At 66.3% G+C, this 24,649-nt stretch carries 22 protein-coding genes; 16 read left to right on the top strand and 6 right to left on the bottom strand.

All coding sequences use genetic code 11. The annotated features are described in order from the left end of the window. The first annotated feature begins 42 nt into the window (after positions 1-42). The 7 genes from NY1_RS38155 to NY1_RS38125 all read left to right on the top strand — a co-directional run bounded on the left by NY1_RS38155 (position 43) and on the right by NY1_RS38125 (position 11,502). On the top strand, positions 43-4,062 hold the full coding sequence (locus NY1_RS38155; protein WP_067722296.1) for an SDR family NAD(P)-dependent oxidoreductase: 4,020 nt from the start codon (positions 43-45) through the stop codon (positions 4,060-4,062). Then, positions 4,050-5,891: an asparagine synthase (glutamine-hydrolyzing) gene (asnB, locus tag NY1_RS38150; RefSeq protein WP_067722295.1), complete on the top strand. Its 1,842-nt coding sequence runs from the start codon at positions 4,050-4,052 to the stop codon at positions 5,889-5,891. The genes NY1_RS38155 and asnB (NY1_RS38150) overlap by 13 nt, the downstream gene beginning before the upstream one ends. 222 nt (positions 5,892-6,113) lie before the next feature. Further along, positions 6,114-6,692, top strand: coding sequence for a VOC family protein (locus NY1_RS38145; protein ID WP_067722294.1), 579 nt, complete (start codon positions 6,114-6,116; stop codon positions 6,690-6,692). Between the two features lie 98 nt (positions 6,693-6,790). Continuing rightward, on the top strand, positions 6,791-8,011 hold the full coding sequence (locus NY1_RS38140; RefSeq protein ID WP_067722293.1) for an NAD(P)/FAD-dependent oxidoreductase: 1,221 nt from the start codon (positions 6,791-6,793) through the stop codon (positions 8,009-8,011). Further along, the gene (locus NY1_RS38135; protein ID WP_084536129.1) at positions 8,008-8,796 is read left to right on the top strand and encodes a 2,3-dihydro-2,3-dihydroxybenzoate dehydrogenase; all 789 of its coding nucleotides are present in this window, start codon (positions 8,008-8,010) and stop codon (positions 8,794-8,796) included. The genes NY1_RS38140 and NY1_RS38135 overlap by 4 nt, the downstream gene beginning before the upstream one ends. A 49-nt stretch (positions 8,797-8,845) precedes the next feature. Continuing rightward, positions 8,846-9,478: an isochorismatase family protein gene (locus tag NY1_RS38130; protein ID WP_067722315.1), complete on the top strand. Its 633-nt coding sequence runs from the start codon at positions 8,846-8,848 to the stop codon at positions 9,476-9,478. Continuing rightward, positions 9,475-11,502 (top strand): anthranilate synthase family protein, encoded by a 2,028-nt coding sequence (locus tag NY1_RS38125; protein ID WP_067722292.1) that lies wholly within the window; start codon positions 9,475-9,477, stop codon positions 11,500-11,502. The genes NY1_RS38130 and NY1_RS38125 overlap by 4 nt, the downstream gene beginning before the upstream one ends. Before the next feature lie 17 nt (positions 11,503-11,519). Here the strand turns inward: NY1_RS38125 and asnB (NY1_RS38120) are convergent, their stop codons facing one another. Continuing rightward, entirely contained in the window at positions 11,520-13,370 is a 1,851-nt protein-coding gene (gene asnB / locus NY1_RS38120; RefSeq protein WP_067722314.1) for an asparagine synthase (glutamine-hydrolyzing), read from the bottom strand. 257 nt (positions 13,371-13,627) lie between these two features. On the opposite strand from asnB (NY1_RS38120), the gene NY1_RS38115 reads away from it, so the two are divergent. From NY1_RS38115 to NY1_RS38100, 4 genes are read left to right on the top strand one after another with little or no spacing between them, the layout of a single operon-like run. Further along, entirely contained in the window at positions 13,628-14,656 is a 1,029-nt protein-coding gene (locus tag NY1_RS38115) for a methyltransferase (RefSeq protein ID WP_084536127.1), read from the top strand. Continuing rightward, positions 14,656-15,855: a cytochrome P450 gene (locus NY1_RS38110; RefSeq protein ID WP_067722290.1), complete on the top strand. Its 1,200-nt coding sequence runs from the start codon at positions 14,656-14,658 to the stop codon at positions 15,853-15,855. The genes NY1_RS38115 and NY1_RS38110 overlap by 1 nt, the downstream gene beginning before the upstream one ends. A gap of 48 nt (positions 15,856-15,903) precedes the next feature. Then, positions 15,904-16,101 (top strand): ferredoxin, encoded by a 198-nt coding sequence (locus tag NY1_RS38105; RefSeq protein WP_067722289.1) that lies wholly within the window; start codon positions 15,904-15,906, stop codon positions 16,099-16,101. A 4-nt stretch (positions 16,102-16,105) separates the two neighbouring features. Then, positions 16,106-16,435, top strand: coding sequence for a hypothetical protein (locus NY1_RS38100; protein ID WP_157762745.1), 330 nt, complete (start codon positions 16,106-16,108; stop codon positions 16,433-16,435). A 181-nt stretch (positions 16,436-16,616) separates the two neighbouring features. On the opposite strand, the gene NY1_RS38095 is transcribed toward NY1_RS38100, so the two are convergent. Beyond that, on the bottom strand, positions 16,617-17,354 hold the full coding sequence (locus tag NY1_RS38095) for a class I SAM-dependent methyltransferase (RefSeq protein ID WP_067722287.1): 738 nt from the start codon (positions 17,352-17,354) through the stop codon (positions 16,617-16,619). Between the two features lie 165 nt (positions 17,355-17,519). On the opposite strand from NY1_RS38095, the gene NY1_RS38090 reads away from it, so the two are divergent. Beyond that, complete coding sequence (locus NY1_RS38090; protein ID WP_067722286.1) at positions 17,520-18,179, top strand: hypothetical protein; 660 nt, start codon at positions 17,520-17,522, stop codon at positions 18,177-18,179. Next, complete coding sequence (locus tag NY1_RS38085; protein WP_067722285.1) at positions 18,176-19,480, top strand: nucleotidyl transferase AbiEii/AbiGii toxin family protein; 1,305 nt, start codon at positions 18,176-18,178, stop codon at positions 19,478-19,480. Before NY1_RS38090 ends, NY1_RS38085 begins: the two co-directional genes overlap by 4 nt. Here the strand turns inward: NY1_RS38085 and NY1_RS38080 are convergent. Continuing rightward, complete coding sequence (locus tag NY1_RS38080) at positions 19,459-19,797, bottom strand: putative quinol monooxygenase (protein ID WP_084536125.1); 339 nt, start codon at positions 19,795-19,797, stop codon at positions 19,459-19,461. The genes NY1_RS38085 and NY1_RS38080 overlap by 22 nt on opposite strands. A gap of 62 nt (positions 19,798-19,859) precedes the next feature. Here NY1_RS38080 and NY1_RS38075 point away from each other — a divergent pair, with 62 nt between their 5' ends. Further along, entirely contained in the window at positions 19,860-20,192 is a 333-nt protein-coding gene (locus tag NY1_RS38075; protein ID WP_067722282.1) for an ArsR/SmtB family transcription factor, read from the top strand. 3 nt (positions 20,193-20,195) lie between these two features. Here NY1_RS38075 and NY1_RS38070 read toward each other — a convergent pair whose 3' ends face one another. Then, positions 20,196-21,128, bottom strand: coding sequence for a hypothetical protein (locus NY1_RS38070; RefSeq protein WP_067722281.1), 933 nt, complete (start codon positions 21,126-21,128; stop codon positions 20,196-20,198). A gap of 174 nt (positions 21,129-21,302) precedes the next feature. Between NY1_RS38070 and NY1_RS38065 the strand changes: the two genes are divergently transcribed. After that, positions 21,303-21,848 (top strand): cysteine hydrolase family protein, encoded by a 546-nt coding sequence (locus tag NY1_RS38065; RefSeq protein WP_067722312.1) that lies wholly within the window; start codon positions 21,303-21,305, stop codon positions 21,846-21,848. On the opposite strand, the gene NY1_RS38060 is transcribed toward NY1_RS38065, so the two are convergent. Further along, complete coding sequence (locus NY1_RS38060) at positions 21,845-23,029, bottom strand: TMEM143 family protein (protein WP_067722280.1); 1,185 nt, start codon at positions 23,027-23,029, stop codon at positions 21,845-21,847. The genes NY1_RS38065 and NY1_RS38060 overlap by 4 nt on opposite strands. Before the next feature lie 74 nt (positions 23,030-23,103). Between NY1_RS38060 and NY1_RS38055 the strand changes: the two genes are divergently transcribed. Beyond that, positions 23,104-24,210, top strand: a complete 1,107-nt coding sequence (locus NY1_RS38055; RefSeq protein WP_233434665.1) for a nucleotidyl transferase AbiEii/AbiGii toxin family protein — start codon at positions 23,104-23,106, stop codon at positions 24,208-24,210. Positions 24,211-24,230: 20 nt separating this feature from the next. Here the strand turns inward: NY1_RS38055 and NY1_RS38050 are convergent, their stop codons facing one another. Next, positions 24,231-24,536 (bottom strand): hypothetical protein, encoded by a 306-nt coding sequence (locus NY1_RS38050; protein ID WP_067722278.1) that lies wholly within the window; start codon positions 24,534-24,536, stop codon positions 24,231-24,233. Positions 24,537-24,649 lie beyond the last annotated feature (113 nt).

Below are 24,649 nucleotides of genomic sequence, written 5' to 3'. Positions count from 1 at the left end.
CCGGCGGATCATGTCCGGGAACTGATCGCGGGACGGGGCACAGTGCTGAGCATCGCGGCCGTGAACGGTCCCGCGGCGACCGTGGTATCCGGAGACGTGGATGCGTGCGCGGAGCTGCTGTCCCGGTGCGAGCGCGAAAAGATTTGGGCACGAGCGATTCCTGTCGACTACGCCTCACACTCACCGCACGTGGAGCAAATTCGCGAATCGGTACTCGACGCTTTGGCGGGGATCGCACCGCGCACCTCACCGGCCGCTGGTCCGGTGTTCATCTCGACGGTGACCGGTGTAGCGATGGATACCGCGGAATTGACCCCGGACTACTGGTTCACGAATCTGCGCGAGCCCGTGCGCTTCGACCGAGCCCTGGTCGCCGCCGCCGAATCGGGGTGCCGGACATTCCTGGAGTCGAGCCCGCACCCGGTACTGACGACCGGCATCCAGGACGCTCTCGCGTATCTGGGCACTTCTGCGGGTTCCGATATCACGGTCGTCGAGTCGCTGCGTCGTGACGACGGCGGCTGGGGCCGGTTTCTCCTGTCTGCGGCCGCCTTGTTCGTCACGGGCGGCGCGGTCGACTGGGACTCCGTGGTCGACGGCCCGGCGGGGCATCGAATATCCCTGCCTCCGTATGCTTTTCAACACCGCCGGTATTGGCTCACCGACCGGTCGCGCAGCGACGCTGCGGACCTCGGACTACAGCCGATGTCCCATCCACTGCTCGGGGTCGCCACCGGCATTCCGGAAAGTGGCCGGGTCATGCTGAGCGGACGATTGTCCGCCGCCGCCACACCGTGGCTGGCCGATCACGTCGTACTCGGCCGGATCCTGTTCCCGGGCACAGGATTCATCGAGCTGGTCACGAGCGCGGCGGACCTCGCCGGGTGTGAGCAGGTGCGGGAACTGGCGATCACCACACCACTGGTGCTGGACGACAACGCTGTTCGACTTCGCGTACTGATCGACGAACCGACGCCGGAGGCCACGCGGGCGGTACGCGTCTACTCCCAGCCCGACAGCGTGGACGATGACGCCGCCGAACTCGGCGGTGCCGCATGGACATTGCACGCGGAGGCGGTGATCGCCCCCGTGCGGCACCGGCCGGACCCGCACCCGGATCTGTCGAACTGGCCACCCGCTGATGCGATCCCGCTGGACGCCGGCGATCTCTACGATCGACTGGCCGAACTCGGGTACGAATACGGTCCGGCCTTCCAAGGGCTGCGTGCCGCCTGGCGGCGCGGCTCGGCCGTCTTCGCGGAGGTCGCGTTGCCCGAGGCCGCCGACCGCAGCGGCTACGGCCTGCACCCCGCACTGCTGGACGCCGCCATGCACGTGTCCCTGCTCACCGGTGAGGAGCTGGTTCTTCCACTGGAGTGGACAGAGGTGTCGCGGTACTCGATCGGCGCGTCCCGGCTGCGGGTGTACGCCGACCGGGTCGGACCGAACAGCATGACCGTACAGCTGGCGGACTCCGCGGGCCTGCCGGTCATGCGGGTGGGTGGCGTGTCGGGGCGGCCGATCACCCCGGCGCAGCTGGGCCGGACCGCATTGCGGGACCGCCTGTTCGGCATCGAATGGCTGCATCGAGCCCTGCCGGTCGGGGCACCGGCAATGGTGACCGCCGACTGGGAAGAGACGCCGGCGGGCGGACCGCCGATCGAGGCCGTGGTGCTGCGTTGTGCGCCCGGCCCCGGCGCACCGCCCGAAGGTGTTCGTGAGACCTTGCACCGCACACTCGGCGCGTTGCAACGGTGGGTGGAGCATCCGGAATTCGCCGCGCTGCCGCTGATCGTCGTCACGGTCGGCGCTGTCGGCTTTCCCGTGGGAACCTGCCCGGACCTGTCGCTGGCGCCGGTGTGGGGTCTGGTCCGCGCCGCACAGGCGGAGAATCCGGGCCGCGTCTTCCTGGTCGATACGGATGGCGCGACCGATGTCGATGTCGCGAGCATCGTGGCTCTGGCCGAGCCCGAGGTGATACTGCGGGACGGCGTCGCCCGGGTGCCGCGGTGGACTCCGCTCGCGGCCCAGGTCGGCGAGACGGCGCCGGACACCGCGGGAACGATCCTGATCACCGGCGGTACCAGCGGGCTGGGTGCGGAGGTCGCCCGGCATCTGGTGCGGACCCATGACGCGCGTCGGCTCATCCTCACCAGCCGCCGCGGTGCGGCGGCTCCCGGGGCGTCCGCTCTCGTCGCGGAACTGGAAGAGTTCGGTGCCCGCGTGCGCGTCGTCGGCTGCGATGTGGCCGATCGTGAATCCCTGCGAGAAGCGCTGTGCGAGAACCCGTTCGATGGGCCGTTGACCGGTGTCGTGCACGCGGCGGGCATCTGGGACAGCGGCACCATCGCGCGTTCGACTCACACGGGTCTGGACGCGGTGTCGCGCGCCAAGGTGACCGGCGCGTGGAACCTGCACGAACTGACCAAGGACATCGAGCTGTCGTTCTTCGTACTGTTCTCCTCGGTCGGCGGCCAGATCATGGCGGGCGGTCAGGCCAACTACGCGGCGGCGAACGTGTTCCTGGACGCTCTGGCGGCCTACCGGCACACGCTGGACCTGCCCGCCACCGCCATGGCCTGGGGGCCCTGGGTGGACGCCCGCATGGGTGTCGAGGCCACGGCCCAGCAGATCGCGCGGATCCGCGAGCGCGGACTGGTGCCCCTGGAGCGAGCCGAAGGTCTCGACCTTTTCGACGCCGCGCTCGCTGCGGGCCGCCCCGTCGTCGCCGCGGCCCGCATCGACCGTTCCTCGATTCGCGCTGCCGGGGATGAGATTCCGGCGTTGTTGCGGGCTCTCGTATCACCGGCGCGTGGGCGTGCGGGTGCCTCGGGAGACGCACCGTCCCGAATCGATCTCGCGGGCATGGATGAGCCCGCCCGGCGGTCCCGTCTCACCGATCTGGTCGTGTCCACGGTCCGCGAAATCCTCGGTTACGACGAATCCATGCCGATCGGACCCGGCACCGCGTTACCGGACCTCGGCTTCGACTCGCTCAGTGCGATGGCGTTCCGCAATCGGCTCCGTGCCACGACCGGTTCGAACCTTCCGGTCACGCTGGTATTCGACTACCCGACGCCCGCGGATATCGCCGTTCGATTGTCGGCCGAGGTGAGTGCCGGTGCGCCAGGCGGAGACTCGGGCCTCGATCGGCCGCTCGAGGACACCGTGAGCGCATTGTTCGCCACCGCCGTGTCCAGCGGAAGGTTCGAAGCGGGAATGGCGCTGCTGGCTACGGCGGCAGCGCTGCGACCGACCTTCTCGACGCGCGGTGAACTCCGGGAACCGATCCGGCCGCTGCGCCTGGCGGACGGGCCGGCCCGCCCCGTGATCGTGTGCCTGAGCACTCCCGCCGCGACCGGCGGCCCACATCAGTACGCTCGTTTCAGCGCCGCCTACAACGGAATTCGCCCCGTTTACGCACTACCGCTACCTGGATTCGCGCCGAATCAGGAGCTGCCCCGCGACGCCGGCGCGGCGGTCGAGGTGCTCGCGGAAGCCGTGCGGCAGGCGGTGGGAGACGACGAGTTCGTACTGCTCGGCTATTCGGCGGGCGGCGTGCTCGCCTGCGCGGTGGCCCGCCGGCTCGAAGCTTCGGGAGCGTGCCCGCGGGGCGTCGTCCTGCTCGATACTTTCCGCCCGGCCGCCGGGGGTATGGGTGTACCGGCCGACCAACTGTTGACCGGTCTGTACGAAAACGATTCCGCTGCGGTAGAACTGGATGGCACGCGATTGACCGGCATGGCCGGCTGGGGACGGGTGCTGAGCGAAATTACCGACCTGCGTACGGCATCGCCCGCATTGATGGTTCGTTGCGAGCGGCCGTTCTTCGATGCCGTCGCCGACAACGGTGACAGGACACCGTTGTCGACCGCTCGACTGACCAGCGAGCAGGAGCTGGTATCGGTCGATTCCGATCATTTCGAACTATTGGGCGCGGACGCCGATGCGACCGCGGCGGCCGTATCCCGATGGATCGACGGTCTGTGCGCACACCAGCCCCCGAAACAAGCGACGACGAAAACACTTTTCGATCAAGGAGAGACCGCATGGGCGGAATAGCCGGTTGGATTGCTTTCGATTCCGACCTGACCCGAAAGCCGGAGACGATCGCGGCGATGACCGCCGCTGTCGCGCATCGCGGCCCCGACGGTTCCGGCACCTATGTGCGCAGGCATGTGGCGCTCGGGCACCGGCGCTTGGCCGTCGTCGACCCGGTTGGCAGCGCGCAGCCGATGCGCGCGGATACGCCGGCGGGGGAGGTCGTCCTGGTCTACAGCGGAGAGATCTACAACTGCCCCGAGTTGCGTACCGAGCTGACGGCACTGGGACACTCCTTCGACAGCTCCGGTGATACCGAGGTGCTGCTGCGCGGGTACCTACAGTGGGGCGACGCCGTCGTCGACCATCTGAACGGAATGTTCGCCTTCGCGATCTGGGACGAGCGGGTCGAGAAATTGGTGATCGCCCGCGACCGGATGGGCGTCAAACCGCTGTACTTCTATCCGACGCCCGACGGAGTGCTCATCGGCTCCGAGCCGAAGGTGATTCTCGCGCACCCCCTGGTACGCAAGGTGATCGACACCGACAGCCTGCGGGAGCTGTTTGCCATCACCAAACCGCCGGGGTGGGCCATCTGGAAGGGCATGGCCGAAGTGCGGCCCGGCACCATGATCACCGTGGATCGGCGGGGTCTGCACTCGCGCACCTACTGGAAACTCACGCCGCAGGTGCACACCGACGATCAGCAGACCACCGTCGCCCGAGTGCGGGAATTGCTGGAGGACATCGTCGATCGGCAGTTGCGCGCCGACGTGCCGGTCTCGGTTCCGCTCTCCGGCGGGCTGGACTCTTCGGTGGTCACCGCGCTGGCGGCGGCCCGTCTCGATGCGCAGGGGCGCAAGCTGCGCACCTTCTCCGCCAACTACCAGCGCCAGGAGTCGATCTTCACACCGGACGAGTTGCGCGATAATCCCGACTCGCCCTTCGTCCGGGAGATGGCCGACCTGCTGCGGACCGTGCACACCGACGTGATGGTGGACGTCGCCGAGCACAGCGCGCCGGACGCGCGCCGGGCGATCGTCGGTGCGGCCGACGTCCCGCTGGCGCTGGCGGACCTGGATTCCTCGCTCTATCTGTTCCTGAAGTCCGTGCGCGCCGAATCCACTGTGGCCCTGGCCGGCACGGTGGCCGACGAACTGTTCGGCGGGTATCGCTGGTTCTTCGACGAGGAATCGGTTCAGGCCGATACCTTCGCCTGGCTGGCGTACCGCAGCGCCTACAGCGGCGATCGGCTGGCCGAGCTGGCGCCGCACATGCGTGCGCGACTCGACGTGCCCGGCTTCATTCACGACCAGTACAAGGCCGCGGTCGGGGAAGTGGAGCAGCTCGGTGACGAGACGCCTGTCGAGCGCCGGATGCGGGAGATGTGTCATATCCACCTGACCCGCCTCGGCCGGATCCACCTGTTCCGGATGAGCCGGGCGTCGATGGCGCTCGGGCTCGAGGTTCGCGAACCGTTCTGTGACCACCGCCTGGTCGAATACGTCTACAACACACCGTGGGCGATGAAGAGCTTCGACGGGCGGGAGAAGAGCATCCTGCGCCACGCGACAGCAGATCTGCTGCCGGAATCGGTGCTGTGGCGGACCAAGAGCCCCTACCCGTCGACCCAGGATCCGCGGTACGCCGAGGCGATGCAGCGGCAATTGCGGGGACTGCTGGCGCAGCCGGACAACGCCGTCTTCGAATTCTTCGACCGGCAGTGGGTGCAGGACGGGGTGGATGTGGCCCCGGATCGGATGCCGGGGAATGTCCGGGCGGGGCTCGATCGCGTGCTGAACCTGAATCAATGGCTGGAGTTGTATCAGCCCGAAATCGTTCTCGACTGAGAGATCTCGATTCGGCGCCGTACACCGGCGCAATGTTATCGGCGATATCGCGTACCGATCCGTTCGGTGGCGGTTCATCGAATTCGATTGACACCCAAGGTGTATCAGTCGTGCCCGAAATATGGGAACCGAACGTTAATCGAATTCCGTTCGGAGAGCGACAAATTCGAATAGTGCGCGTTAGTATCGACGCGTCGTTCCAGTTCAGGTGGAGGTAAAGCAGTGGAAAGTCAGGAAAACAAGGAGTTCGAGCTGCGTGGTTTCAACCATGTCGGATTGATTTGTGACGACATGGAAAGGACCGTCGAATTCTATTCGGGTGTTCTCGGCATGCCCCTGGTGAAGACGATCGAATTGCCGAAGATGCCGGCGGGCGGGCAGCAGTTCGTCTTCGACGTGGGCAACGGGAACGTCCTCACCTTCTTCTGGTTCGTCAACCGGCCCGGCGCGCTGCCGGGATACTTCAATCCGCCGCCGACCGAGGGCGTGGACGAGGAGAAGTGGCAGACGCGGGTGAGTGCGGTGAACCACATCGCGTTCGACGTGGCGCCCGAGAAGTTCGATGAGTACCGGGATCGCTTGATCGCCAAGGGCATCCGGGTCGACGAGATGAACCACGACAACAGTCCCTCGACCGTGGCCCAGGACGTGAACGCAGACGTCTTCCATCGGTCGCTCTACTTCCAGGACCCGGACGGCATTCTGCTCGAATTCGCTTCCTGGATCCGCGATTTCGGTGATGGCGACGTGGCGCACGAACCGCGCCGCGCGTCCGATCGCCCCGCGCAGCCGGTCGGCTGATTCTACGGGCGGGGACTCCGGATCGATCGGAGTCCCCGCCCGCTTCCATTCGCGGCGCCGGCGCGGCGCTCGCCCGGCCCGTTCGTGGGAAGAGTGCGATGAGAACAAAATACGATGTGATCGTGGTGGGCGCGCGCTGCGCGGGATCGACCACGGCAATGTTGCTGGCGCGCAGGGGATATCGCGTCCTCGCGGTCGACCGCGCCACCTTCCCCAGCGATGCCCTGTCGACGCACATGATCAACGCGCCGGGCGTCGCGGCGCTGCGGCGCTTCGGCCTGCTCGATGCAGTGATCGCCACCGGCACGCCCGCGATCGACAAGTTCACCTTCAACTTCGCCCTCACCGACGGCCCGGTGAGCCTGTCCGGACGCCCGTTGCCGAGCGACGGTGTCCGCACCGGATACGCGCCCAGGAGAACGCTGCTGGACAAAATATTGGTCGATGCCGCAGTGGCGGCCGGCGTGGAGATCCGTGAGGGCTGCACGGTCGACGAGTTGATCGTCGAGGACGGCGTGGTGGTCGGCATCAGCGGGCACGATCGGAACGGCCTCGCCGTGCGCGAATACGCACAGCTCGTGATAGGCGCGGATGGACGCTCGTCACGGGTGGCGAAACTCGTCGAGGCCGAGGAGTACCACACCCGACCGAAGCTGCAGTACCAATACTTCACGTACTGGAGCGGACTGCCGACCGACGGCTTCGAAATCTACAGTCTGCCGTCGCGTTGCTGGGCGGCGATCCCGACCAACGACGACCTCACCCTGGTCGTGGTCTGCTGGCCGAATGCCGAGCGGCTCGCCTTCCGTGCGGATATCGAAGGCAATTACCGTGCGACGCTGGAACTCTGGCCCGAGTTCGCGCGCCGGCTGGACAGCGCCACTCGCGTGGAGCCGTTCAGCGGCGCCGCCTGCGCCAACTATTTCCGCAAACCTTACGGCCCCGGCTGGGCGCTCGTCGGCGATGCCGCCTACAACCGGGATCCGATCACCGCGCAGGGCATCAGCGACGCCTTCGAAGGCGCCGAATTGCTGAGCGCGGCCGTCCATTCCCACCTGAACGACGATGTGCCGTTCGAGGCGGCGATGGCCGACTACCAACGAGTCCGGGACCAGCGCCGCCTGCCGCTCTACGAGCACACCGCGCAGCTGGCCCGCCTGGAGGCGCCCTCGCCCGAACTCGAGCGCCTGTTGCTGGCGGCCCGGGAAGAGCAGGCGGCGATGGACGGATTCGTCAGCGTGGGAGCCGGAACCCTCTCACCAACAGAGTATTTCGGCCCCGTCAATGTCACCGAGCTACTGGAACGAGTGGGGCGATGAGCCACGATATGGAATACAGCGGGAAGGTCGCGCTGGTCACCGGAGCAGCCGGGGGAATCGGTTCGGCGATCGTCGCCGAACTCGGTGGCCGAGGCATCTCGGTCGCGGCGGTGGATCGCGACGCCGCCGCACTGACACGGATGGCGGACGCGTGCGCCGAGAACGGAGCCCAGGTGCGCGCCTGCCCGGCCGATGTCGGCTCCGCGGCCCAGGTACAGCGCCTGGTGGACCGGGTCGAGAACGAACTCGGGCCGATCGAATACCTGGTCAACGCTGCCGGGGTGCTGCACCCCGCCCCCGCGCTGGATATCACCGAGGACGAATGGGATCGGACCTTCCAGGTGAATGCCCGCGGGGTATACGTTGTCACCTCCGCGGTCACGCGCGCCATGGTGAGCAGGTCGCGAGGCGCGGTCGTCACCATCGGCTCGAACGCCTCACGCACGCCGCGGGTGGGAATGGCCGTCTACGCCGCCACCAAAGCCGCCGCCACCATGTACGTGAAATGCCTCGGCCTCGAGGTCGCCCGGCACGGAATCCGTTGCAACATAGTATCTCCGGGCTCCACCGATACGCCGATGCTGCGATCGCTCTGGTCGGAGGAGCACGGTGCGGACGGCACCCTGCACGGCGACCCGGACGCGTACCGGGTGGGCATCCCACTCGGGCGGATCGCGAGCCCGTCGGACGTCGCGAACGCGGTCGCCTTCCTGCTGTCCGATCACGCACGGCACATCACGATGCACGATCTGACCGTCGACGGTGGGGCGGGTCTCGGTGTCTAGCAATCAGATCGCGCCGCAGGCGCGCATTCCCGACATCGACTCCTACCGGATGCCGACCGGGTTCGACCTGCCGGTCAACACCGCGTCATGGGAGGCGGATCCGGCGCGGGCGGTACTGCTGATCCACGATATGCAGCGCTTCTTTGTGCGTCCCTTCCCCGCCGACGCCGAGCCTGGCCGCACATTGCTCACGAACGCGGCACTGCTGCGCGAAAACTGCGCGCGCGCGGGTGTCCCCGTGTGCTACACCGCGCAACCCGGCTCGATGACGCCGGTGCAGCGCGGACTCCTGCGCGATTTCTGGGGCCCCGGAATGACGGTGGCGCCCGCCGACCGTGAGGTGGTCGAACCGTTGACGCCGACCGACGCGGACTGGCAACTGACCAAATGGCGTTACAGTGCCTTCCACAAGTCCGATCTGCTCGAGCGGATGCGCGCCGCGGGGCGGGATCAACTGGTGATCTGCGGCGTGTACGCGCACGTCGGTGTGCTGATCACGGCCTGCGATGCGTTCTCTCACGACATCCAGCCGTTCCTGGCAGCCGACGCGATCGCCGATTTCAGCTTGGACGAGCATCGGCTCGCGCTCGATTACGCGGCCCGCCGGTGTGCGGTGGTGGCCACCACGGACAACTTGCTGGGCCAGTTGGCGCGTGAGCGCGAGCCGGGAGAACGACGATGAACAATGATCTGCTGGAAGCGATCCTGGCCGAAGCGCCGCCGCCGTTCGCGCTGCTTCGGCGCGCCCGCTCCCACGGCTCGGACCAGGTCGACGTGCTACTGGGTGAGTTCGCCGAGGCCCGCTCGCTCGCCGACATCGACGCGCTGTGCACGCCGCGGGGAACCGGGGCCCGCCACGACGTGCTGGCACTGGTGCCTTACCGGCAGATCGCCGAGCGCGGTTTCGACTGCGTCGACGATGGGGAACCGCTGCTGCTCATGAAGATCCGGCAGCAGGAACGTGTCTCGGAACACGAGGCGCTGAGCCGGATTCCGGTACAGCCGATTTCGGTCAGCGGCGGTGGATTCGATCTGTGCGACCGTGAATACGGTGAGATGGTGCGCCGGATCCTGGCCGATGAGATCGGCCGGGGCGTCGGCGCCAACTTCGTGGCCAAGCGGTCGTACTGCGCCGATATCACCGACTTTCGTCCACGGCACGCGCTGACCCTGTTCCGTCGCCTGCTCGAGGCCGAATCGGGTTCGTACTGGACCTTTCTCGTCCACACCGGCACCCGCACCTTCGTCGGTGCGACACCCGAACAGCACTTGAGCCTGGATCAGGGCGTACTGGCGATGAATCCGATCAGCGGCACCTACCGGTATCCCGATTCGGGACCCTCCTTGCCCGGAATCCTGGACTTCCTGTCCGACCTGAAGGAGTCGGATGAGCTGTACATGGTGGTGGACGAGGAACTGAAGATGATGGCTGGGCTCTGCGAGTCCGGCGGCCGGCTGGTCGGGCCGTATCTGAAGGAGATGAGCAAACTCGCACATACCGAGTACTTCATCGAAGGCGACACCACCCGTCGTCCGGCGGATCTGCTGCGGCAGACCATGTTCGCACCGACCGTCGTCGGCAGTCCGCTCGAAAGCGCCTGCCGTGTCATCAGCCGTTACGAGCCGACCGGTCGCGGCTACTACAGCGGCGTCATCGCCCTGATCGGTGAGGACGAGCGGGGGCAGGAACAGATGGACTCGGCCATCCTCATCCGCACCGCCGACATCGACATCGCCGGCCGGATGAAGGTCGCGGTGGGGGCCACCATCGTGCGGCACTCCGACCCCGACGCCGAAGCAGCGGAGACCCGGGCGAAGGCTTCGGCCGTGCTGGCAGCGCTCGGCGCGCAGTCCTCGGAACGGTTCGCCGACCATCCCGAGGTCGTGACCCTGCTGAACCAGCGCAACGATCGGGTATCCCGATTCTGGCGTGCGCGAACCGAGACCGGTTCGCCCGGAGCCGGATCCGTCGACTACGGGCGGATCCTGGTGGTGGACGCCGAGGACACCTTCACGGCCATGCTCGGCCACCAATTGCGCACGCTGGGCGCGGACGTGACCATCCGCCGGTTCGACGAGGACTACGACGTGGCGGACTTCGACCTGGTGGTCATGGGGCCCGGCCCGGGCGATCCGCGCGCGGCGTCCGACGACAAGATCGCCGCCTTGCGTCGCACGCTGGATCGGCTGTTGTGTGAGAACCGGCCGTTCCTGGCGGTATGCCTGAGCCATCAAGTGCTCGGCGATCTGCTGGGCATGCGACTGGCCCGGCGGGTCTATCCCAACCAGGGCGTGCAGCGACCGGTGGATTTGTTCGGCACCGAGCACCGGGTCGGCTTCTACAACAGCTTCAGCGTGCACTCCGGAACGGACACCATCTGCCGGCCCGGTCTGAGCGGACAGGTCCAGGTCTCGCGCGACGCGGCGACCGGGGAAGTCCACGCACTGCGCGGACCCGGTTTCTACTCGGTGCAATTCCATCCCGAATCGGTGCTGACCCTCGATGGCGAGCTGATCCTCGCGCGCATGCTCGCCGAACTGCGCACCGGGGCCGAAAACGGCTCCTACGACCGGATTCCTGAACATCGGGACACCGGCAACCCGCTGCTCAACGGATTGATCGGGGAAATCCTGCTGTTGGCGCCCGGCCCGGAATCCATTCCCTACGATCAGCCCCCGACCATGCGGGCACGGCGGTCCGGCTGACGCCGGACCGCCATCGCTCAGTCCAGCTCCACCTCGATATCGTGCTCCGCGACAATCCGGTTGAAGGCGACCAAGCGTTCCAGCACTATCCGCGCACTCCACGGCCCGCCGACACACAGCGTGCCCGGCGCACTGGCGAGCAGTTCACGAATATCGCTCTCACGCACCAGTTTCAGGGCCGGGGAGCCCGGCTCGAGGAGCTGTTCGACCTGCCGGCGCAGCGCCTGCTCGTAGGCGACGTCCTGGGTCGACGGGTAGGGCGTCTTGCGGCGCTGGATCACCGACTCGGGCAGCAGATCCGCCACCGCCGCACGCAGCAGACTCTTCTCGTATCCGTCGAACGTCTTCATCGACCAGGGAGTGTTGAAGACGTACTCGACCAGCCGATGATCGGTGAACGGCACCCGGACCTCGAGCCCGACCGCCATGCTCACCCGGTCCTTGCGATCCAGCAGCATGTTCTCCCAGCGGGTGAGGTGCAGATAGGTGATCTCGCGCATCCGTGCCTCGTGCCCGAATTCGCCCGGCAGCCTGGGACATTCGGCGACCGCTTCGGCGTAGCGCTGCTTGAGATGCTCGCCGAGACCGAGGAGATCCCACAGCCCGAGCGAGTGCAGGGCGGCGATTCCGCCCGACTTGGCGGCGGAGGTGAACCACGGGAACGCGTCGGCCGCGACCGCGTCCGGGTCGTGGAACTGGTTGTACCCTCCGAACAGTTCGTCGGCGGCTTCTCCCGACAGCGCCACGGTTGCCGCCGTGCGGATCTCGCGGCACAGCAGGTACAGCGAGTACTCCATATCGCTGATGATCACCGGCAGGTCGAAGGCGTCCAGGACGGCGGTCTGTACCGCCGGATCGACAAGTTCGGCATTGTCCAGTTCGACGATCACATGATCGACGCCGAGGTGCTCGGCCACCTCTATCGCGAAGGGGGTGTCCGGGTCCTTCCACGCGGCGTTGGCCGTGAATCGCTCGGTGTGGCCGGCGAAGTCGACCGAATAGGTGCGCAGGGGAGCGGCATTGCGCCCGGCGAGCACCTTGGCGGCCAGCGCGGTGATCGCACTCGAATCCAGCCCGCCGGACAGCAGCGAGCAGATCGGCACGTCGGCGATCAGCTGGCGGGCGACGATGTCCTCGAGCAGTTCCCGCACGTGCGCGATGGTCGCCGCCAGATCGTCGGTGTGCTCCCGGGCCGCCAGCTGCCAGTAGACGCTCTTCTCGATGCCGTCGGCGCCGACCTTGACCACAGTGCCCGGACGCACCTCGAACATGCCGCGGAAGGGTGCGAGTTCGGGTGTTTTCGTCATGGTAAAAAATTCCCGCAGTCCATTGCGGTCGATCACCGCGTCGACATCGGGATGCGCGAGAATGGCTTTCGGCTCCGAACCGAAAACCACGCCGCCGTCCAGCGGCTGGTAATATAGCGGCTTCACGCCGAAGCGATCACGGACGAGTAGCAACTCCTCGGTCCGGCCGTCCCACAAAGCGAATGCGAATATTCCGTTCAGGTGAGCGGGAAACGTACTGCCCCACTGGAGATATGCCCGCAACACCACCTCGGTGTCGCTTTCCGTTCGAAACGCGTGCCCGAGTCCGCGCAATTCTTCACGCAATTCGATGAAGTTGTAGACCTCGCCGGTGTAACTGATGACGACCTCGGCGCCGGCGGCGTCGGCGACCATCGGCTGCCGACCGCCGGCGAGATCGATGACCGCCAGTCGCCGGTGCCCGAGCAACGCGTGCTCGGAGACCCATATGCCCTCGTCATCGGGGCCACGATTGGCCATTGTCGCAGTCATCGCGGACATTGTGGCGACGCTGGACGCCAAGTTCTTGCGATGGTCGACCCATCCCGTCAGTCCACACATATCTTCCAGTCCTTCACTGTTTCGTCGCCGCTGTCGCACGGGTTCGTGCTGATTGAATTTCGAGAACACCATCGGTTTTCCGGCCGAGGTTCGATCTGCGCGAAAGGCGAATTGCCACATGCGATGTGTTCGCCGACCGTAACCCAGTCAGCTGGCTGCGGCAACGTGTGCGAGGCGCGAAAAACCGTTCTCGACAACAGAACTCGGTTTTGCGAGGATTCGGGAATCCAGTCAGATGCACGTCGAGGAGTTGCGTAATGGTTGATTCGCCTACCAAGAAGCCTGCGGCCATCGCTTTGATGGAGATGATCGGGAACGGCTCGTTCGCCCAGGCGATATATGTGGCAGCGGATCTGGGAATCGCGGATGTGCTGGCAGCGGGCCCGATGACGGCAGCCGATATCGCGGAAAAGATCACCGCGAACGCCGATGCCGTACACCGGCTGCTGCGATTGCTGTCGAGTCGCGGAGTCTTCGCCTACGAGGCCGACGGCCGGTACGCGCTCAACGAGCTGTCGGATCCGTTGCGGTCCGACGCGGAGGTCTCGGTCCGCCCGTGGTCGTTGTTCGTGGGGTCGCCGGAACATCGGGAGCACTGGTCGCATCTGTCCGAGGGCATCCGCACCGGTGAGTCGGTGGTGCCGGCGGTGCGCGGGGTGCCCTTCTTCGAATTCACGCGGACGAACCCCGCGTTCGGGAAGATCTTCAACGACGCCCAGACCAGCGTGTCCGGTATGACCCTGAAGGCGGTACTCGCCTCCTACGACTTCTCCCGCTATTCCACCATCATCGACGTGGGCGGCGGACACGGCCGGCTGCTGAGCGAGATCCTGCGCAGCGCACCCGATTCCACCGGTGTGCTCTACGATCTGCCCGCCGTCGTCGACGGTGCGCGGGTACGGATGGAAAGCCTCGGCCTGGCCGAGCGATGCAACGTCCAGCCCGGATCGTTCTTCGACGGCGTTCCCGCGGGTGGGGACGCCTACATCCTCAAGCACATCATCCACGACTGGAACGACGAGGATTCCGTGCGGATCCTGCGCAACATTCGCGAAGCCATGTCGGCGGAGAGCCGGCTGATCCTCATCGAGATCGTGTTGCCGGAGGGCAATACGCCGCACCTGGGCCTGCTGACCGACCTCAACCTGCTGGCCCTGTTCGGCGGCAAGGAGCGCACCGAGCGGCAGTACCGGGACCTGTTCACCGAAGCGGGCCTGGAAATCGAACGGGTCCTGTCCACCGGCGGTCCGGCCGGAATCATCGAAGCCCGCGTGGCGCGGTCCTGATGAGCGCCCCGACCGACATCCCGGTGTTCCCGATGGCTCGCGACACCGGGTGCCCGTTCGATCCGCCGCCGCAGCTACGGCGAGCGGACCGGATCGCGCGGGTGCGCATCTGGGACGGGAGCGAGCCCTGGCTCATCACCGGATACGACGACGTACGAGCGCTGCTCGCCGACCCGCGCGTGAGTGCGGACGCGACCAAAACCGGCTACCCGATCTCGACGGTCGCCTTGCGTGCCGCCGTTCAGCGCAGCCGCCCGTTCATGTCGATGGACGACCCCGAGCACGCCGACTACCGCCGGCTGCTGACGGGACACTTCTCGGTCAAGCGGATCGAACGGATGCGTCCGTGGATCCAGCAGACCGCCGACCGGTTGCTGGACGAGATGCTGGCACAGGGGAATCGGAGCGCCGACCTGGTTTCGGCCTTCGCCCTCCCGCTGCCCTCGTTGGTCATCTGCGAGCTGCTCGGCGTGCCTTACACCGAGCGCGATCGATTCCACCGGCTCGCCGGAACCTCCATCTCCACGGTGACCTCCGCCGAGGAGGCCGGCGCGGCCGCGGAGGAACTCCTCGGGCTCATCCGCGCGGTGGTCGTCGAGAAGCAGCGAGGCCCCGGTGACGACATTCTCAGCCACCTGGCGGCATCCGGTCGGCTCAGCGTCGAGGAGATCACGGGCATCGGCAAGATTCTGCTGATGGCTGGCCACGAGACCTCGGCCAACATGATCGCGCTGGGCACCGCGTTGCTGCTCGCCAACCCGGAACAGGCTGCGGTACTGCGAGATTGCGATGATCCCGCCATCGTCGAGAGCGCCGTGGAGGAACTGCTCAGATTCCTGACCGTGGTGCACCACGGCCGCCGGCGGGTCGCAGTGGCCGACATCGAAGTCGGCGGGGTGCGCATCGAGGCGGGGGAGGGACTGATCCTGGCGATCGAGACCGCCAACCGCGATTCGCAGGCGTTCCCCGGCGATCCCGATGTCGTCGACGTCCGGCGAAATGCCCGAAACCACCTCGCCTTCGCGTTCGGTCCGCATCAGTGCCTCGGCCAGACCCTGGCGCGAATGGAACTGCAGGTGGCTTACGGCACGCTGTTCCGCAGAGTGCCGACGCTGGCTTTGGCGGCACCGGTCGACGACCTGCCTTTCAAACACGACATGCGGATCTACGGACTCCACGCCTTACCGGTCACCTGGTGATCTTGCCGATCCTCTCACCCACGAGCATTGACGAACAGGAGTACTCCCATGCGCGTTGTAGTCGACCGCGGCAAATGCATCGGTGCGGGCCAGTGTGTCTACGTGGCGCCCGATGTCTTCGATCAGGACGACGACGGACTGGTCATTCTGCTCAAGGAGGACGTCATCGACGACGGCGACACCGCGGATGTGCAGCAGGCAGAGGTCCTCTGCCCGGCCCGGGCCATCGTTCGCGGGGGGAAGTGACCAGATGGCGCAATATATGCTGCTGTACCGCGGTCCGGCGCGTCCGCTGGAGAACTTCCCCGCCGAACAGGTCCAGGCTCAGATGCGGGCCTGGACCCGATGGACCGACCGGCTCAGCAGCGCGCTGCTGTCTCTGGGTGAACCTTTCGGTGCGCGAAGCGCGCTGACGGGCAACGGTTCCGACGCGACAGCCACCGAGCTAAACGGCTATTCGGTCATCGAAGCCGACACCATCGCGCATGCGCGCCTGTTGTGCTCCGAGCATCCCTATCTCGATGGCAAATCCGGCACTTTCGTCATCGAGATCTTCGAACTCACTCCGATGGGTCGATGAATGACCGGCAATCCTATCGTCGTCGTGCGCGTGAAGTCGTGGTTGGGTCGCTATATCTGGGAGGGCCTCATCGGAATCGGCACATGCACAGCACCGATTATTCCGTCCTCAGACGAGCCCGCGACAGTCGGGCGCAGCCTCCGTACGGGCCCTCGTGGGTCGGGTGCATCGGGTTCTGGCGCTACTTGCTCGCGGTGACGGCGCGGGTGGCGACGAACGGGCTGCCCCACCACATGCGCCAGCCGAGCGGGCGGACGGTGACGGCCTGGGCGCCGGCCGCTTCCAGCGCCGGAACGTATTCGCCGACCTTGAAGATGTCGGCGACGACGAGCCGCCCGCCCGGCCGCAGCACCCTGATCGCCTCGCGCACGGCGGCCGCCCGCCCGTCCGGGGTCGGAATATTGTGGATGGCCAGGCTCGACAGCACCAGGTCGAAGGTGTTGTCGCTGAACGGTAGTCGGGTGATGTCGGCGGTGTGCAGCTGGATGCGGTCGGACACGCCCTCGGCCACGGCATTGCGGGTGGTGGCGGTGATGTCGTTGCCGGACTGGTCGATCGAACGCCACAGATCGACGCCGTCGACGCGGCCGCGCGGTAGTCGCCGCGCCGCCGCGATCAGCACCGCGCCCCGCCCGCAGCCGAGGTCCACGGCGCGTTCGTCCCCGCGCAACCGCAGCTCGTCGAGCAGTTCCGCCCACACCGCGAACTTCCCGCGCCGCGAGACATACAGGCACAGACCGCATTGCGCGGCCATGAAGATCCCCAGCGCCAGCAGTCCCCACCCGGCCGAGGATGCGAGCGCGAACGCGACCACGCCCGCACCCAGGAACCCCGCCGCCATCATGGCGAACGCGGTCGCGACCAGGGGTGCGTCGATGCCGTACGACGCGTGCCGGGTCACCTGCGGAACCGAGGTCATCGAATCTCCCGCCCGTGGAATGGCCTGCCGTCCAGCCTAAGCCGCCGTACCCGGGCGGCGGGAGTGTCGCCGTACGCTCGGCCTGCCGGTATCCAGCGTGGATGCCACCCGGTAGCGGCTGGAAATCGACGCGACGATTCACCGGCGGTTTGCGACGATGGGCCGGTGACAGTCACCGCTATCCCGCTCTTCCGAGGCGACTTCGAAGCCCATCTCACCGTGCGAGCAGACGGCACGGAACGGGTGGACGCTCTCGAACGGTACGCGGCCGCACACGGATTGAAGTTCGCGCACATCGTACTGGCGCGCGGACGTATGGTCAGCCAGCCCATGCTGACCGTGCGCGCCTCCGGAACCCTTGCGACAGTCCGGGACTCGATCGCCGAGCTGCACGCCAGGTTGGAAGCGGCCGGATTCCCGGTGGTGCGCGCCAAAATCGAGGCGACACCCTGGAGCGCCGGCGTCCCGTCCACCGATGCGGACGCCCTCGCACTCGGCCCGCGGTACTACTTCGAACACCACGTGAAGCTGCTGCTCGACCCGGATTTCCCCGCCGCGGACCTCGCCGCGCTCGCACAAGCCCACTCCGCACACCTGTCCGCCAACGCCCGCCGCACCCGCCCCGACGGCCGCACCGAACGCTTCGTCACCCAGCGCTGCCGCCTGGTCGGCGATGCGACGGCCATCGCGCGATTCGACGAGCTACTGGCGGCTCTCCGCGCACAGCACCACGAAATACTCTCGGCAGAGCGCGAATTCGTCGTCCACGACACCGACGAATCGATCGACGACGGCTGGATCGCCGAATCGGGGAAACAACAATGAGCACCAAATCCTGGGACAAGATGGGCTCCGGCCCCTGGGATCCCGACGTCATCGTGCCCGCCACGCCACCGTCCGCGGAAACCCGGGAAAAGGCCGGCTTCCCGCCCACTCTCCACCCGGTCGCAGGCGACGGAATCCGCCAGCACCCCGTCTTCGACCCGTCCATACGCGACCACCAAATGGGAATGCGCCTGAGCGAACCGCATTTCGACGATCCGGCTGTCGCGCGCGACTGGTTCGCCACCCGCCGTGCCGCCCTCGACTGCGTACTGGCGGCCGTCACCGATTCCCCATGGTCCGAGCACCTGGTGCTGCGCGGCAGTGTCCTGCTCGCGGCCTGGTGCGGTGCCGCCGCCCGCGAACCCGGCGACGTGGATTTCATTGTGATCCCGCAGGATTGGAAGTTCGGCAGCGAGCGCACCGACACCCTGTTCGCCGACCTCGCCCACCGCGTGGCGGCGGTCACCGATCAGCCCGGCAGCCTCCTGCGCATCCACGCCACGGACGCCATCGACGACGACATCTGGACCTATGATCGCGTCCCCGGTCGCCGCCTGGTCCTGCCGTGGACCCCACTCGATCCCCGAATCCCCTCGGGCACCATCCAATTGGACTTCGTCTTCAACGAGTTCCTGCACCAACCACCGCAATGGACCGAGATCCCCCGCCTCGGCCGTCCCGGACCGCCGGCCCGCCTGCTCGCGGCCACCCCGGAACTCTCACTGGCCTGGAAACTGCTGTGGCTCACCGACGACAAGTACCCGGAAGGCAAGGACCTCTACGACGCCGTCCTGCTCGCCGAGCACTGCACCCCGTCCCTCGACCTGCTACAGGCAGTGAGCCCCATGGCCACCTTCGCGACCCTCTCCCGGTTCCCCCAGGACATCGAATGGGAGGAGTTCGCCAAGGACCGCCCCGATCTCGCCGACCACCTGGACCTGTTCGGCTGGCGCCTGCTGCGCGCCCTCGAACCCGTCTTCACCGCCGACCCCGCCCACTTCGACGACAACAGATTCCCCACCGTGCAATGGGTGATCGACAGCGTGACCAAGGGACGCGAAGGCTCCGACCCCACCATCCCCTTCGAGGACCGCCTCGCCGTCTGGGGCTGGCCGACCACCCTGGACCGCGTCCGCGCCGTCGCCGAGTTCTACGACTGCCCACCCCGCGAAGCGGCCGCCCGAGTCGAAGCAGCCCGCAAACGCCGCACCCCCGACCTACCCGCGTCCGCCCGGGTGGATCCATACGAAGTGGCCGAGGCGATCACCCGCTGGGCCGGCTACGCGATCGGCCGCGGGTAAGGGCTCCGCATAGTCAGGAAACGGATGTCGAGGTCGCGTTCGAGGTAGTCCATGCGCCGCTCCCAGAAGTCGCGCATATGGGGTAGCTCGAGATGGCGGTCCAGGTCGGCCTTGGACCGCCAGACCTCGTAGAACACGAAAGTCGAAGGGTCGTCGGCGTCCTCGTGGAAGTGATATTCGAGGGCGCCGGGCTCTTCGCGGGTCGGAGCGACGAACGAGATCAGGAGTTCCTTCAGCTCGGCGGCGCGTTCGGGCTTCGGGTGGGCGAGGCCCATCAGCGCGAGGGGGACCGTGGGAGTAGGTACGAATTCTGTCATACCTCGGACGGTAAACGAGCCCTTGGGTACGATGCAAGTCGTACCTAGAGGAGGGTTGCGGCATGCCTGGCGACGACGAGCCGGACGTAGCGGACATGGAGCTGGGCGCGGTACTGGCCGCCCTGGCCGACAAGCACCGGTTGGAAGTGGTGCTCGGCTTGCTGGCTGATGCGGAAGGCGCGGAACGGCATTGCAGCTCGTTCGGTCTGCCCGTCTCGAAAGCCACTCGTACGCACCATTTCCGGGTACTCCGGCAAGCGGGGCTGATCCGCCAGGTCAATCGTGGCAACAGCAATATGGCCCAACTTCGCGCTGCCGACCTGAAACACCGCTTTCCCGGGCTGATCGAAATCCTCGCCGGCGAGAACGCACGCCGAAGCCGCTCCGCCGGATAGCGGTCAGGTCGATGAGGTGGACGTGGAGGTCGATGACGAGGATGAGGCCGAAGACGTTGTGCCTGTGCCGGTTCCGGGATGGCTGAAGGTGAAATACAGGTTCAGAGAGCCGTCGATGCGGATGGAGCTGATGCCGTTGATGCCGAGCCACCAGCCCCAATCGTGGGTCAGATAGGCGACCGGGGAGCCGTTCGGGGAGCCGAGGAACGCGTAGTAGGCGGCGGAGCCCAGGAAGTACTCGGCTGGTTCTACATTGCCGTCCTGTTCGGGGTTTATCAGGCGTAGGTAGTCGTAGATCGGTTGTGTGGGTTTGGAATACGCCTGCTGCTGGATGAGCAGGTCGAGACGGGGGAGGGGGTTCTGCTGGGTTCCGGCCGCGCGGTAGTACTGGAGGAAGTACACATCGGAGGGATTCAGTTCCTCGTTGACGCCCAGGCGTTGTTCGTCGGCCGTCGCCCGCTCCAACTGGAACGACACGATCCGGTGATGGCTAGGCTGCGGAGTGTTCTCGTAATACGCGGTGGGCCCGGTCGCCCGCTTCCATTTCGTGCGCAACGCCCATGTCGCGTGAACGATGAGGTCGGTGTGGCTGATGCGGTCGGTCCGGTAGCGATCCTCGAAAACTCCGAGCAGTCTCTCGATTTCCCGATCGCCCGCCCGAATAGCCTCCGCGGTGGGCGCCACCATGAACCGCTGTGCGATCCGCTGCGCCCGCCGTATCCCATCCAACCGCCGCGCATTGAACGCCGCCGCCCACTCGTCGGCGTTGGCCACCGAGTTGGCCCGCTTCGCGAACGGAATATGATCGTCACCCGGATCGGGCGGCGGCGGATCCCCCGGCGGCCCCGAATCCTCTTCTTCCTCATCCACTTCGACGGTATCGAACCCGTACTTCTTCAAACTCAGATCATCGTCCGGTTCACCGCTGGACGTCATCGGGAATCACCACCCTCCGAGGCGGGCGCACCCACCCGCCTCAACCCTCAGTGTGCACCGGAAACCCGAGCAGCCCAGCGTTTCCCGAAACCCTGACACCGATGGTCAGTGCATCGCCCGCCCGGCTTCGGCATCGATAAGGTCGTACCCGAGGACCCGCAAACGGAGGCTGCTTTGACGACCGCACTCATAATCGGCGATATCCAGCACGGAATCACGGACAACTACCCGTTCGCCAAGAACGCCGTACCGCCACTGACGGACTTGCTCCCACGCGCCCGCGCCGCCGGTGTACTGGTTGTCTTCGTCCACTTCGCTCTCCGCCCGAACGCCACCGACCTCCCGCCCGACAACGAACTGTTCCAATCCTTCTTCGAAGGAGGGGACACGTTTCACGAAGGCTCTCCCGCAACCGAAATCGCACTACCGGTGACCGACGCCGACGTCGTCGTGCTGAAGCGCCGTGCCAGCGCTTTCGCCGGCACGGACCTCGATCTGGTCCTGCGCGCCCGCGGCATCACGAACCTCGCCATCGCCGGCGTCGCCACCGGCGCAATGGTCGCCGCGACCTGTTACGACGCCGCGGACCGCGGCTACCGGCTCACGGTGCTGCGGGACGGCTGCGGTGACGGCGATGCCGCCATCCACGACTTCTTCATGGACTCCGTCTTCCCGAGCCGTGGCATCGAGGTGCTGGACTGCGCCGACTGGCTGGATTAGGCGCTGCGGAACGCGTTGTCCCACTGGTCGTCCAGGCGACGGCGGGCTTCGGGGAGTGGTGGGACGGTGAGGGTGCCGTGTTCGTCCTCGGTGAGGAGTCCGAGGTCGGTGAGGGCGGCGAGGCCGGGGGAGATCTGGAAGTCGAAGGTGGTGTTCCAGTGGTGGTGGAACCACTCTTCTATGCGTTTGTCGAGTTCGGGGGCGGTCATGGGGTGGTCGGCGGTGTGGAGGAAGTGGTAGGCGAGGAGGGTTTCCTTGACTTCGGATTCTTCGGCGGCGTCGAGGAGATGGTGGAAGACGCCGGGGCCATTGTCGAGATTGCGGAAGTAGAGGTGCTCGGCAACGGTTTTCATGAGTTTGATCTTGCGGTTCTTGAATTTGGAGAATTGGCGGACGAGGTAGCCGGTGAAGGCGGCTATGCCGGCGCCGAGGGTGACGAGAGCGGTCTGGTCCAGGCGGACGGATTCGTCGCGGAGGCCGAGCCAGAAGGCGGCGAGCAGGATGAGCAGGCCGAGCGAAGCGACGAGTTTGGTTACCAGGACGATGATTCCGGAGATGACGGCGGGAACGCCGATGAGGAGTTTGTCCAGCGGGCGCATGCGGACACGGACGCTGGGATAGAGCATTTCCAGGTCATTGGCTGGGACATTCTGGAAAAGCTTCAGCAGCACATGGTCTTTGAACGCCACATAGACGAGAACCTTCGAATAACTGGTGAATTCGATGGACCGGCGGCGGAGACCATAGAGCCATTTCACCTGTTCGGTGCGCTGGGATACGCCGCGCCGGAAGAACATCACCGTATCGATATCCGTGTCGTCGACCTCCAACCGCACCTTCACCAAGGCATGCTCGGCGAAAGCCTGAGCGATCTCGCTCGCATCGATCCGAGCGAAGTCCGCGGCCTCCGTCAACGCCACCAGCTCCCGCTCCACCGCCTCCCGCGCCGCCGCCTGATTCGCCGCACTCGCCGTACCGATGTTCCGCACATCCTGCGCCGGATCGACCAGCTGATACGCATCCAGCACGGCATCCCCGCGCCGATGAAACCGGTAGTGCACCAACGCCGCCAGCAATCGCGCGAACTCCAGGAACGACTCCCGCTCGGCCTCCGGCACCTCCCCGGCGCACAACGAGATCACCGCACTCTTGCGGAACGGAAGGAAGTGCTCGACGGTCATCGGCCCATGCGATCACGAAAGATTCTCGGCGGCAATGGGTGCGGGTTGTTTGCGACAATGATCGCGTGACCACGATGGACGACCCGCGCCTGGCGCACCGCGAGGCGATCGACCTGGTGCTCGCCGCCGTCGCCGCCTCGGAATGGGCCGATAACCTGGTATTGCGCGGCAGCGTGCTGCTGACCGCCTGGTTCGGTGCGCAGGCGCGTGAACCGCGTGACTTGGATTTCGTGGTGACGCCGGTTGATTGGCGGCTCGAGGACGACGCGGTGCAGCGCATGCTCATGGAGATCCCGGCCAGGGCGGCGGAACTGTCGCAAGCGGCGGGATCCCTGCGCATTCACCCGGTGCCGGTGGATATCGCTGCGGCATACCATGTCTGGACCTACCGCGGCGCACCCGGCCGCAGCGTCACCCTCGCCTGGGAACGCTCGCACGGCGGCACCGGAGACCTGCGAATCGACTTCGCCTTCGGTGAGGAACTCCCGGCCCCAGCAATCCGCACCCCGATTCCCCGCCTCGGCACCCCCGGCCCGCCGCCCCTGCTCTCGGCCGCGAGCCGCCCACTGGCATTGGCGTGGAAACTGCTCTGGCTGGCCGCCGAAGGCAAACACGCCAAAGACCTCTACGACGCCGTCCTGCTGGCCGAAAGTTGCTCCGTACCAACGGAACTGCTCGAAAAGGTATTGAAAACCGGTGACAACGAATTCTACCTGCCCCTGTATGAACCCGGCCGGCTGATCGACCTGTACCGCCAGGCGGAGTGGACAGATGATTGGCGTGACCTGGCCACGGATCGACCCGAACTGACCAAGTCCTTCGACGATTACGTCTGGCGTCTGATCGTCGCCGTGGCCCCGTCGTTCCCGCCCGGCCTGACCGACCTGTATGCCCGCCTGGCGAATTCCTACGCCTGGGCAATCGAAGACCTCCGCCGCGACGATGCAGCCGCTTCCCTCGAAGCAGTCGAGCAATGGTTCCGCGAACTCGAACCACCCGCGGTCGAACAATTCATCGTCCTCCGAGAACTATTGGGCCGCAACACCCCTCCCCACGAAATTGCCGACATCATCACCACCATGCAGACCCGCTACCTACCCGAACGCCCCTACCCATACTTCAGCTCGGGCTACGGCGACCCGCACCGCATAGCCACCGATCTCGGCCCATACCTCCCGTAAGAACTCCAACACCGTAGCGATCAGTTCACCGGAACCACATGATGTCGGATAGCGTCCTCCACCGGATTACAACCGACCGCAGGCGAATTCGGCGGCTCGATCCCATCGAAGATCACATCCAGAATCTCGGCCCGATCGAGCGTAGCCGGGACGATGCACGCCGCCCGCGCACTGAGCAGCACCGCGTGCAGCACGGTCGCGTAGACCCGAGAACGAGGGATGGTCAAGCGCCAGCCGTGGCGTTCCCGTTCGCTCAGACGGCCTTCGACGATGTCGATGACGTCTTGGATGACTTGCAGTTCTATGTCGTCAGGTTCGGTGGGCATACGGCCAGCACATCACCGTAATCCGCTCCAGAACAGCCGATTCGGACGTTCCAGGCGGATCCGTCCGAACCGCGAGGGTAGGGTCCGGGCCCGGCGTACAGTCTGTTCCGCGA

Origin of the sequence: Nocardia yamanashiensis NBRC 100130, from assembly GCF_001613325.1 — a bacterium.
GTDB classification, from domain to species: domain Bacteria; phylum Actinomycetota; class Actinomycetes; order Mycobacteriales; family Mycobacteriaceae; genus Nocardia; species Nocardia yamanashiensis.
This window is presented reverse-complemented; position numbering and strand designations above follow the sequence as displayed.

Excerpts from the sequence above, each read along its gene's own strand:
- NY1_RS38140 (WP_067722293.1), top strand. The coding sequence starts at position 6,791 with ATGAGAACAAAATACGATGTGATCGTGGTGGGCGCGCGCTGCGCGGGA.
- asnB (WP_067722314.1), bottom strand. The coding sequence starts at position 13,370 with ATGTGTGGACTGACGGGATGGGTCGACCATCGCAAGAACTTGGCGTCC.
- NY1_RS38085 (WP_067722285.1), top strand. The coding sequence starts at position 18,176 with ATGAGCACCAAATCCTGGGACAAGATGGGCTCCGGCCCCTGGGATCCC.
- NY1_RS38110 (WP_067722290.1), top strand. The coding sequence starts at position 14,656 with ATGAGCGCCCCGACCGACATCCCGGTGTTCCCGATGGCTCGCGACACC.
- NY1_RS38100 (WP_157762745.1), top strand. The coding sequence starts at position 16,106 with ATGGCGCAATATATGCTGCTGTACCGCGGTCCGGCGCGTCCGCTGGAG.
- NY1_RS38060 (WP_067722280.1), bottom strand. The coding sequence starts at position 23,029 with ATGACCGTCGAGCACTTCCTTCCGTTCCGCAAGAGTGCGGTGATCTCG.
- NY1_RS38130 (WP_067722315.1), top strand. The coding sequence starts at position 8,846 with ATGCCGACCGGGTTCGACCTGCCGGTCAACACCGCGTCATGGGAGGCG.
- NY1_RS38050 (WP_067722278.1), bottom strand. The coding sequence starts at position 24,536 with ATGCCCACCGAACCTGACGACATAGAACTGCAAGTCATCCAAGACGTC.
- NY1_RS38095 (WP_067722287.1), bottom strand. The coding sequence starts at position 17,354 with ATGACCTCGGTTCCGCAGGTGACCCGGCACGCGTCGTACGGCATCGAC.
- NY1_RS38125 (WP_067722292.1), top strand. The coding sequence starts at position 9,475 with ATGAACAATGATCTGCTGGAAGCGATCCTGGCCGAAGCGCCGCCGCCG.
- NY1_RS38055 (WP_233434665.1), top strand. The coding sequence starts at position 23,104 with ATGGACGACCCGCGCCTGGCGCACCGCGAGGCGATCGACCTGGTGCTC.
- NY1_RS38070 (WP_067722281.1), bottom strand. The coding sequence starts at position 21,128 with ATGACGTCCAGCGGTGAACCGGACGATGATCTGAGTTTGAAGAAGTAC.
- asnB (WP_067722295.1), top strand. The coding sequence starts at position 4,050 with ATGGGCGGAATAGCCGGTTGGATTGCTTTCGATTCCGACCTGACCCGA.
- NY1_RS38135 (WP_084536129.1), top strand. The coding sequence starts at position 8,008 with ATGAGCCACGATATGGAATACAGCGGGAAGGTCGCGCTGGTCACCGGA.
- NY1_RS38080 (WP_084536125.1), bottom strand. The coding sequence starts at position 19,797 with ATGACAGAATTCGTACCTACTCCCACGGTCCCCCTCGCGCTGATGGGC.
- NY1_RS38105 (WP_067722289.1), top strand. The coding sequence starts at position 15,904 with ATGCGCGTTGTAGTCGACCGCGGCAAATGCATCGGTGCGGGCCAGTGT.
- NY1_RS38115 (WP_084536127.1), top strand. The coding sequence starts at position 13,628 with ATGGTTGATTCGCCTACCAAGAAGCCTGCGGCCATCGCTTTGATGGAG.
- NY1_RS38075 (WP_067722282.1), top strand. The coding sequence starts at position 19,860 with ATGCCTGGCGACGACGAGCCGGACGTAGCGGACATGGAGCTGGGCGCG.